Genomic DNA, 9,698 nt, shown 5'->3' on the forward strand with positions numbered 1-9,698 from the left:
GCTCGCCCGGGCGGCTGTCCCCAAAAATCAAAAACGGGGCCGGGCCAACCCCGGCCACCCTCATTTATTGCCCTCAATCGCAGTACGAGCCGGCGTTAGAACCCGACCGACCAATCCAGCTGCGCGCCCAGCTCACGCTGGTCGCCGCCGCGACGGCCCTGCACCTGCAACGACACGCGGCTGTTCGCCGACGGGCTGATCGCCACGCCCAGCTGCGCCAGCGCGGTGCTGCGTGCCAGCGGGGTGCCGGCGATGCTGAAGTCACGCGTGCCCGCCACGAAGCGTGCATCTGCCACCGGCAGACGGTCGCCGTCGGCATACTGCCAACCCACTCGCGCCGTCAGCACTGCACGATCACGCTGGCCACCGCTGATGTCCCAGTCGGCCTTCAGTGCGGCCACACCCGTGCGGTAGTCGCTGTCTGCCGCGCCGATCACCAGTGCGCTGTCACCACCGCGCTCCTGGCTGCCATCGCTTTCCAGACGCACCTGCGCCAGCTCAATTTCCGGCGTCAGCTGCAGGCGCGAAGCCCCGAAAGTCCAGCCTGCACGCACGAAGGCCGTGGTGCCGGTCGCGTTCTCGCGTGCCACCAGCGTTTCGCTCAGCGTGCTGCCCACCTGTGCATCGCGGGTGCTGTCGGTGCGGTAGTCCGCCCGGGTCACGCCGCCACGCAGACGCAGGCCCTGCCACTGGTACGCCGCGTACACACCGTATTCGGTGCTGTCGGTCTCGGCCTGGCCGGTACCGCTGCGCAGGCGCGTTTCCAGTCGCTGCTGACCCGCCGCCACGCCCAGTTCCAGAGCCTCGCCCACCTGCCAGCCGGCACCGGCCATCAGGCCGTCCTGCGACACGCGGGTAGCGGTGCTGTTCGCCGTGGCATCGGTGCGCTGCTGACCACCGCTGCCGGCCAGCCACACGCGCAGCCCCGGCGAGATCTCGCCACTGATCGCGCGGCCGTCCAGATGACGGTCGATGCCGTCGTGCAGGAAGCGGTTCTGCAGCAGGGTGCCGCGATGGGCGGCATGCACTTCGCCGCTCAGGCTGTCGAACGCCGGCACCACCTGCGGTACTTCCAGGCGCACCACCGCGTCATACACCGCGTTGCCTTCGCCCAGCGCTTCCACCGCGCCGGCCACGGCCTGCTGGTTGGTGTTGACCACCACCTCCGGGAACGTCAGCTGCACATCCGGCATCGACACGTCGTTGCGCGCCATGGTCAGGTACACGTTGTTGGCGTCGTAGCTCAGGGTCGGGTCCAGGAACGCCAGGTTGCTGGTCACGCCCGAGAAGGTGCCGTTGACGCCGCCTGCAGCGGTCAGCAGGTGGTAGCGGGTGGACGGTGCCCAGTCGCCGTCGGCGGCCACGGCCACGGTGTTGGCCTGACCCAGCAGGGTGCTGCCGCCCACCGAAACGAAGTCACTGGCTCCGTTGGCCGCCAGGTCCACCTGGAAGGTCGAGCTGTCGTCGAAGTTCAGGACGCCGGCGATGTCGAGGCGGCTGATCGCCGCAGTGGTGGTGCCGGGCGACAGCGTGCTGAAGCCGCTGACGAACACATTGCCCAGCGAGCCGTTGCCGGTCAGCCAGCCGCCACGGGTGACCTGTACGTCACCACCGAGCGAGCCGGTCACGTTGAGCTGGCCCCCGTTGATGACGGTGGTGCCGGTGAAGGCACTGCTGTCGCCGCTCAGGGTCAGCGAATGACGGCCCTGGCGCAGGAAACCGCTGCCGCTGATCTGGCCGGCGTAGGTCAGCACGCGGGTGGTGTCGATTTCGAAGGTGCCGGCACTGCCGATCTCGATGTTGCCGCCGTTGAGCGCATTGCCGGTCACGCGCAGGGTGCCTTCTTCCACGCGGGTTGCGCCCACGGTGCCGCCGCCCAGGGTCAGCGTGCCTTCGCCGGTCTTGGTCAGTACGGTGCCACTGCTGCCGCTGGCACTCGAAAGGGTGGCACTGCGGTCACCAACAACCGACAGCTCCACGTTGCCCAGCAGTTGGACTGAATTGCTGACAGTCACCCCATCGACCAGCGCCAGCGTCGTTCCGTCGGCCATCCCCAGCCAGCCGGTGCCCAATGCCTTGTTGCCTGCCACCAACAGCGAGCCTTCATTGACCTGCAGGCCGCCACTCCAATCGCTGCGGTCGACATCGAACAGGGAGAGTGTGGAGACGCCGGTTTTGGTCAGTCGACCATTGCCGGAGAAGGCGCGCATGGCGTACACGTCGTACTGCGCTTCCAGCGTGGAATCCGTGCTCAATGCCACCTGGGTATCCAGCGACAGCGTCGCGTCGGAGCGCAGGATGCCGCCAGCCAGCTCGAACGATGCCTGTCCACTGCCGGCGGTGATGCTTGCCGTCATGGCGTTGCCAACAGCCAAGGTCGCCCCTTGGCCGACCTTGATGGATCCTTGGCTGGTGCTGGTCATGGCAAAGTCAACCGACCCGGATACCGTGGCCACAGCCCCATCCTCGACGGTGAAAGAGCCGATGCCATTGGTGCCGACCTTGAGCGAAAGCGTCTCGAACAAACTGCCATTGCCGGTGACGGTAATGGACCCGTTGCCGCCCACGCGATTACCCATCCAGGTTTCGCCGCCGCTGAGCCGCGCACCGTCGGACACCGTTACCTTCGCAGTTCCCAGATCGCCGATCAGCATCTGATGGACGCCAACGTCCATGCTGGAACCATTTCCAGAGATATCTACCGTGCCGTTGCCGGTGCTTGCTGTGCCTACATACAGGCCCGAAGCAACGGTCGCCGTGGCACCGCTCGACAGGCGTGCCGTGCCGGTACCACCCTGGCCAACGTACAGAGCGCTGCGGGTCTGCCAGACGCCGCCATCGCTGACATTCATCAGGCCGACGCTGCCGGCGTTCACACCGATGCGGGAGAACTGCGCCGTGGCGGTGGCGCCATCGGTCACGTTGACGGTGCCGTTACCGCCGGCACCCAGCAACAGGGTGCCGCCGGTGGTGAAGCTGGAGGTGGAGCCGCTGACGTTGACGACGCCGACCGCACCCAGCCCGGAAGCGATGTAGGAATCGGTGCCGATCGCCAGCTTGCCGCCTTGGTCGATGTCGACCAGGCCCTTGCCCCAGTGGCCCACACCGATGGTGCCGAGCGCGGTCCAGGTGGAGCCGGCTCCGGTGATGACGGCACGGCCATCCGCGGTACCCCGGGTGCCGAGGACTTCGCCGGTGCCCATGAAGATGGTCGCCGACGTCAGCTGGCCGCCTGACTCGATGCGCAGGGTACCGATGCCGGTGTCGCCCACATGGATATGGTTGGTGCCTTCGCCTGTGGCGGTAACGACCGCAGTGCGGTTGCTGTCAATGTAGGTGGCACGGGCCAACGGATCATTGGCGCGGGGTTCGCCCATCTGCCAGTTGCCCGGCGTGCCCCAGTCGTTGTCGATGGTGCCGCGCCATTCGTTCCAGTTTGCATCGGCTGCAAAGGCTCCCGGGGCAAAGCAGCCCAGGGCGATGGCGGTGGAGAGGGCGGCCAGCGCAGGCGCGCGGCGTGCGGCGGAAGACGAGACGGTGCTGCGACTGCGGGCGAATTCGGACACAACCTGCACGCACTTCAGCGCGTGATTGAAGACCACGCGATACACATGATTCACAAGCCAACCCCTGTAGAAAAAAGAAACGATTCCCTGAGGTGGCAATAACGGCCGCTGGCTGAACGACTTTAGGTTTCGAGATCGAGTAATCTGAACAATTCAAGGAACGGCGTCCCAATTCAGCTATTTGGCCGGATTTGCACAAGTGGGTCAGCCCGTCCTCCGGCACAGGCCAGCCCGGCCTGCCGGGCTTACAATGGAAGGCTGCCGTTCCCCTCACCCTGCCTGGAGTAAGCGATGTTCCCGCGTGACGTCCGCATCGAAACCTACGATCCCGAACTGGCCAAGGCCATGGCTGCTGAAGTCCAGCGCCAGGAAGACCATGTGGAGCTGATCGCCAGCGAGAACTACACCAGCCCGGCGGTGATGGAAGCCCAGGGCAGCCAGCTGACCAACAAGTACGCCGAAGGCTACCCGGGCAAGCGCTATTACGGCGGCTGCGAGTACGTGGATGTGGCCGAACAGCTGGCCATCGACCGCCTGAAGCAGCTGTTCGATGCCGATTACGCCAATGTGCAGCCGCACAGCGGTTCGCAGGCCAACCAGGCGGTGTACTTCGCGCTGCTGCAGCCGGGCGACACCATCCTGGGCATGAGCCTGGCCCATGGCGGCCACCTGACCCACGGAGCCAAGGTCAATGCCTCGGGCAAGATCTTCAACGCCGTGCAGTACGGGGTGAACGAGCAGGGCCTGATCGACTATGACGAAGTCGAGCGCCTGGCGCTGGAACACAAGCCGAAGATGGTCGTGGCCGGCTTCTCGGCCTATTCGCAGGTGATCGACTGGGCGCGCTTCCGCGCCATCGCCGACAAGGTGGGGGCTTACCTGTTCGTGGACATGGCCCACGTGGCCGGTCTGATCGCCGCCGGCGTCTACCCCAGCCCGCTGCCGCATGCCCACGTGGTCACCTCGACCACCCACAAGACCCTGCGCGGTCCGCGCGGCGGCATCATCGTGGCCAAGGGTGCGGGCGAAGAGATCGAGAAGAAGCTGCAGTCGGTGGTGTTCCCGGGCATCCAGGGCGGTCCGCTGATGCACGTCATCGCCGCCAAGGCGGTGGCCTTCAAGGAAGCGCTGGAGCCGGGCTTCAAGACCTACCAGCAGCAGGTCGTGAAGAACGCCCAGGCGATGGCCACCACGCTGATCGCACGCGGCTACAAGATCGTGTCCGGCGGCACCCAGAACCACCTGATGCTGGTCGACATGATCGGCAAGGACGTGTCCGGCAAGGACGCGGAAGCCGCGCTGGGCAAGGCCCACATCACCGTCAACAAGAACTCGGTGCCGAACGACCCGCGCTCGCCGTTCGTGACCTCGGGCCTGCGCCTGGGCACCCCGGCAGTGACCACCCGTGGTTACACCGAGCAGGATTGCGTGGAACTGGCCAACCTGATCGCCGACGTGCTGGACGCCCCGGCTGACGAGGCCGTCATCGCCCGCGTGCGTGATGCCGTCAGCGCGCAGTGCCGCAAGTACCCGGTTTACGGGTGATGCCCAGGGCCGCCGGCTTTGCCCGGCGGCCTTCGCGGCCCGTTGGAACATGTTGTGATTTGCTGTGAACAGGGCTTCTCAGGTACCTTTGCGACGCTGCGGTGACCGCAGCATGACGATTTTTCGATGCAAGGCGCTTCATGCACTGTCCGTTCTGCCAGCACGCTGATACCCGGGTGATTGACTCGCGCGTCTCCGAAGACGGCGCGACGATCCGGCGTCGACGTGAGTGCGAGGCCTGCAACGAGCGTTTCAGCACGCTGGAAACCATCGAATTGAAGCTGCCGGCCATCGTCAAGAGCGATGGCAGCCGGGAAGCCTTCGACGCTCGCAAGCTGCGGGTCGGCTTCGACCGCGCGCTGCAGAAGCGTGCGGTGCCGGAAGAGAAGATCGAGCTGGCCGTGCGTGCGGTGATGCACCAGCTGCGCATGTGTGGCGAGCGCGAAATTCCGTCGATCAAGGTCGGCGAGTTCGTCATGAACGAGCTGCGCAAGCTGGACCACGTGGCCTACGTGCGTTTTGCCTCCGTGTACCGCAGTTTCGAGGACGTGGCCGATTTCCGCGAGGAAATCGAGAAGCTGGAGCGCGACCTGCCGGCCAGCACCGAACAGCTGCAGCTGCTGGGCGATGTGATTGCCTTGACCAAGAAGAAAAAGGGCTGATCCACGCGATACCATCGCGGGCATGACCTTTACCGCACTCGATCACCTGCACATGGCCCGCGCACTGCGCCTGGCCGAGCGTGCCGCTTACACCACGCGTCCCAATCCGATGGTCGGCTGTGTCATCGCCCACGGCGAACAGGTGGTGGGCGAGGGCTGGCACCAGCGTGCTGGCGGCCCGCATGCGGAAATCCACGCCCTGCGCGCGGCGGGCGAGGCCGCCCGTGGCGCCACCGCCTACGTCACCTTGGAACCCTGCGCGCACTACGGTCGCACGCCCCCTTGTGCACTGGCGCTGATCGAGGCTGGGGTCGGGCGGGTGGTGGCCGCGATGCGCGATCCGTTCCCCAAGGTCGACGGCGGCGGCTTCACCCTGTTGCGCGAAGCCGGCATCGAGGTCGCCGAAGGACTGATGGCGACCCACGCGCGCGAGCTGAATCACGGCTTCCTGTCGCGCATCGAGCGCGCCCGGCCGTGGCTGCGGGTCAAGCTGGCCGCCAGCCTGGACGGGCGCACCGCGATGGCGGATGGCAGCTCCAAGTGGATCACCGGCGCGGCCGCGCGTGAGGATGTGCAGCACTGGCGCGCGCGCGCCGGGGCGATCCTGACCGGCGCCGGCACGGTGCTGGCGGACGATCCGCAGCTGACCGTGCGCCTGCCCGATGTGGACGTGCTGCCGCCGCTGCGGGTGGTGCTGGATGCACGGCTGCGCACGCTGGCGCAGCGCCGCGTGCGTGAGGGCGATGCGGCCACGCTGTATGTGCATGGCGAGGATGTGATCGCGCCCATCGACACCGATGCGCAGTTCCACGCGATGCCACTGCAGGACGGCCGCTTCGACCTGCCGGCGGTGATGGCGCTGCTGGCCGAGCGGGAGATCAACGAGGTGCACACCGAAGCCGGGGCCACGCTTTCCGGTGCCTTGCTGCGTGCCGGTCTGGTCGACGAACTGCTGCTGTATCAGGCCCCAACGTTGCTGGGCGAGCAGGGGCGACCGCTGCTGGACGGGCTGGGCATCACGTCGATGGACCAGCAACGACGCCTGCGCGTGGTCGAGCAACGCCAGATTGGCGACGACCTGCGCCTGCTGCTGCGGCCATAAAAAAACGGGCCCCTTTCGGGGCCCGTTCGATCATGGCGCGGCGATGAAGCCGCAGCCCGATCAGAAACTGGCGCGCACGCCCACCGAGTACTGGGTGATGTCGTCGAAGTACTGCACTTCGCCGACCAGACCCCAGTTACGGGTGAAGTTGACCTGGCCACCCAGTGTGCCGATCCACTCGCCGTCCATGTCGCTGCCGTCGATGTAGCCGGCCTTCAGCCAGGCTTCGGTGCGACGCGAGGGCTTGCCACGCACGCCGAAGGCGGCACGACCGGCATTGGTGTGGATCTCTTCACGTTCGGAGAACTGGTCGTCCTTGTACTTCACTTCATTGTTGATGCGCATCCAGGCGATGTCGGCGGTGAAGTCCAGACGGTCGCTGATCGGCATGTGGTAGCCGATGCCCAGCTCCGGCTGCTCGATGGTGTTCTCGATGCTGTAGTGGCCCAGGCTGTCTTCGAAGTGGTACTTCTTCGACACCGTGCTGTAGCCACCGAACACATTCACCTGCTCGGCGATGGCGAACGAACCGCGGATGTAGCCGCCGTCCAGCTTCGGGTTGCTGCCGGGCTGGCTGACCTGCAGCTGGGTCCAGCCGCCTTCAACGTAGGTGTAGCTGAGCGCATCGGCCGAAGCGGCGAGCGGGGTGGCGGCCAGCAGAGCGGCGGCCAGAACGAGAATCTTGCGCATGGCGGTTCCTTGGGGTTGAGGTCCATTTCAGCCAGCCCCGTCTTGGGGCGGCAGGGCGGTGATCATCACCGCGGCGCGGAGTTTAACAAATACTTTACAGAAAGCGAGCACTCAGCCTGGGCTGCTACAATGCCCACGCCGGTTCGCCGGCATAACCAAACGTCTTCAGGGCGGGGTGCGATTCCCCACCGGCGGTAGGTGCGCAAGCACGAGCCCGCGAGCGCTTCCGGTGTCAGCCGGAAGGTCAGCAGATCCGGTCCAATGCCGGAGCCGACGGTATAGTCCGGATGAAAGAAGACGGTGCTCCAGGGCCTGCAAGGGCTCTGTGCCCGCCTGTTTGCCTTGCGGCGTTTTTCGCTCACTTTTCGCGGAGAACGTTCCTTTGTTTACCGGAATCATTGAAGGCGTCGGCCATGTGGCCGCACGCGAATCCCTCGGCGGCGACGTCCGCTTCAATTTCCACGTCGGCAGCCTGCCGTTCGACCACGTCCAGCTGGGCGAAAGCATCGCCATCAATGGCGTGTGCCTGACCGTGATCGCGTTTGACGCGGTGTCCTTCCAGGCCGATGCGTCGACCGAGACCTTGGGCCTGACCACGCTGGGCCAATTGGCCGACGGCGCGATCATCAATCTGGAGCGGGCGATGCGCCCGACCGACCGGCTGGGCGGCCATCTGGTCAGCGGCCATGTCGATGGCCTGGGTGAAGTGGTGTCGATTCACGAGGATGCCCGCGCACAGCGCTGGCGCTTCGCCGCGCCGGCGGGCCTGCTGCGCTATATCGCCAAGAAGGGCTCGATCTGCGTCGACGGCGTCAGCCTGACCGTCAACGAGGTCGATGACGCCGGCTTCGAGGTCGCGCTGATTCCGCACACCGTCGCCCATACCGCGTTTGCCGCCAGTCGGGTGGGCAGCGCGGTCAACCTGGAAATCGACCTGATCGCCCGTTACGTGGAGCGTCTGACCGGAGCACATGCATGAACTTCGCCCCCATTCCCGAGATTCTGGAAGACATCCGCCAGGGCCGCATGGTCGTCATCGTCGATGACGAAGACCGCGAGAACGAAGGCGATCTGATCATGGCCGCCGAGTTGGTGAAGCCGTCGGACATCAACTTCATGGTCACCCACGGCCGCGGCCTGGTGTGCCTGCCGCTGACCCGCGAGCGTGCCGCCGACCTCGGCCTGGCCCCGATGGTGCAGGCCAATACCGCGCAGTTCCAGACCAACTTCACCGTCAGCATTGAAGCTGCCGAGGGCGTCACCACCGGCATTTCCGCCTACGACCGTGCCCACACCATCCGTACCGCGGTGAAGCCGGACGCCAAGCCCAGCGACCTGCACCAGCCGGGCCACATCTTCCCGCTGATCGCCCAGCCGGGCGGGGTGCTGACCCGCGCCGGCCACACCGAGGCCGGCGTCGACCTGGCCATGCTGGCCGGGCTGGAACCGGCAGGTGTGCTGGTGGAGATACTCAATCCTGATGGCAGCATGGCGCGCCGTCCGGAGCTGGAGGTGTTCGCCCGCGAGCATGGCCTGAAGATCGGCTCCATCGCCGACCTGATCGCCTACCGTCTGGCCACCGAGAAGACCGTGGAGCGCGTGGACGAGCGCGAGATCGAGACCGAGTTCGGACCGTTCACCCTGGTCACCTACCGCGACCGCATCGCCCACGACGTGCACTTCGCCATGGTCCGCGGCACCGTGGATGCCGAACCGACCCTGGTCCGGGTGCAGGTGGAGAACCCGCTGGCCGACCTGCTGCACTGGCGGCGTGACGACTTCGGCGTCGCCGCCACCGACGCGCTGCGGGCCATCGCCGCCGCGGAGCGCGGCGTGATGGTGGTGCTGTCCGCCCCGCGTGACGGCCAGGCGCTGCTGGCCCGGTTGCGCCAGCAGCCGCAGCCCGTGGCCCCGGGCAAGGACAAGGACGTGAGCCAGTGGCGGCGCAACGGGGCGGGTGCGCAGATCCTCTCCGACCTGGGCCTGGGCAAGCTGCGTGTGCTGGGCACCCCGCGTCGCCAGATCGGTCTGGCCGGCTACGGCCTGGAAGTCGTCGAAACGGTCACCCCGTGACCCCGTAGAGCCACGCCCTGCGTGGCTGCACGCTCCGTAGAGCCGGGCAGAGCCCGGCTC

7 protein-coding genes and 1 riboswitch are annotated in these 9,698 nt (G+C 66.5%); of the genes, 5 read left to right on the forward strand and 2 right to left on the reverse strand.

Annotated elements, in window-relative coordinates; all coding sequences use genetic code 11:
- Positions 1-95: 95 nt before the first annotated feature.
- Positions 96-3,620: an autotransporter domain-containing protein gene (locus QMX83_RS17660; RefSeq protein WP_282297954.1), complete on the reverse strand. Its 3,525-nt coding sequence runs from the start codon at positions 3,618-3,620 to the stop codon at positions 96-98.
- Between the two features lie 237 nt (positions 3,621-3,857).
- Between QMX83_RS17660 and glyA the strand changes: the two genes are divergently transcribed.
- From glyA to ribD, 3 genes are all read left to right on the forward strand, one after another.
- Positions 3,858-5,111: a serine hydroxymethyltransferase gene (gene glyA, locus QMX83_RS17665; protein WP_282297955.1), complete on the forward strand. Its 1,254-nt coding sequence runs from the start codon at positions 3,858-3,860 to the stop codon at positions 5,109-5,111.
- Positions 5,112-5,251: 140 nt separating this feature from the next.
- Positions 5,252-5,773, forward strand: a complete 522-nt coding sequence (gene nrdR, locus QMX83_RS17670; RefSeq protein WP_282297956.1) for a transcriptional regulator NrdR — start codon at positions 5,252-5,254, stop codon at positions 5,771-5,773.
- Between the two features lie 22 nt (positions 5,774-5,795).
- Positions 5,796-6,875 carry a bifunctional diaminohydroxyphosphoribosylaminopyrimidine deaminase/5-amino-6-(5-phosphoribosylamino)uracil reductase RibD gene (ribD, locus tag QMX83_RS17675; protein WP_282297957.1) on the forward strand — a complete coding sequence of 360 codons (1,080 nt, stop codon included), beginning with the start codon at positions 5,796-5,798 and terminating at the stop codon, positions 6,873-6,875.
- A gap of 60 nt (positions 6,876-6,935) precedes the next feature.
- Here the strand turns inward: ribD and QMX83_RS17680 are convergent, their stop codons facing one another.
- Positions 6,936-7,565 (reverse strand): outer membrane beta-barrel protein, encoded by a 630-nt coding sequence (locus QMX83_RS17680; protein WP_282297958.1) that lies wholly within the window; start codon positions 7,563-7,565, stop codon positions 6,936-6,938.
- Between the two features lie 157 nt (positions 7,566-7,722).
- Positions 7,723-7,868: riboswitch (FMN riboswitch) on the forward strand.
- Positions 7,869-7,947: 79 nt separating this feature from the next.
- Here QMX83_RS17680 and QMX83_RS17685 point away from each other — a divergent pair.
- Positions 7,948-8,544 (forward strand): riboflavin synthase, encoded by a 597-nt coding sequence (locus QMX83_RS17685; RefSeq protein ID WP_282297959.1) that lies wholly within the window; start codon positions 7,948-7,950, stop codon positions 8,542-8,544.
- A complete protein-coding gene (gene ribB / locus QMX83_RS17690) occupies positions 8,541-9,638 on the forward strand; it encodes a 3,4-dihydroxy-2-butanone-4-phosphate synthase (protein WP_282297960.1) in 1,098 nt (365 codons plus the stop codon). Before QMX83_RS17685 ends, ribB begins: the two co-directional genes overlap by 4 nt.
- The last annotated feature ends 60 nt before the right edge of the window (positions 9,639-9,698 follow it).

Source organism: Stenotrophomonas sp. PS02289, from assembly GCF_029960115.1.
In the GTDB taxonomy this organism is placed as follows: domain Bacteria; phylum Pseudomonadota; class Gammaproteobacteria; order Xanthomonadales; family Xanthomonadaceae; genus Stenotrophomonas.

Coding starts and splice junctions, on each gene's coding strand:
- glyA (WP_282297955.1), top strand. CDS start 3,858: ATGTTCCCGCGTGACGTCCGCATCGAAACCTACGATCCCGAACTGGCC.
- nrdR (WP_282297956.1), top strand. CDS start 5,252: ATGCACTGTCCGTTCTGCCAGCACGCTGATACCCGGGTGATTGACTCG.
- ribD (WP_282297957.1), top strand. CDS start 5,796: ATGACCTTTACCGCACTCGATCACCTGCACATGGCCCGCGCACTGCGC.
- QMX83_RS17680 (WP_282297958.1), bottom strand. CDS start 7,565: ATGCGCAAGATTCTCGTTCTGGCCGCCGCTCTGCTGGCCGCCACCCCG.
- ribB (WP_282297960.1), top strand. CDS start 8,541: ATGAACTTCGCCCCCATTCCCGAGATTCTGGAAGACATCCGCCAGGGC.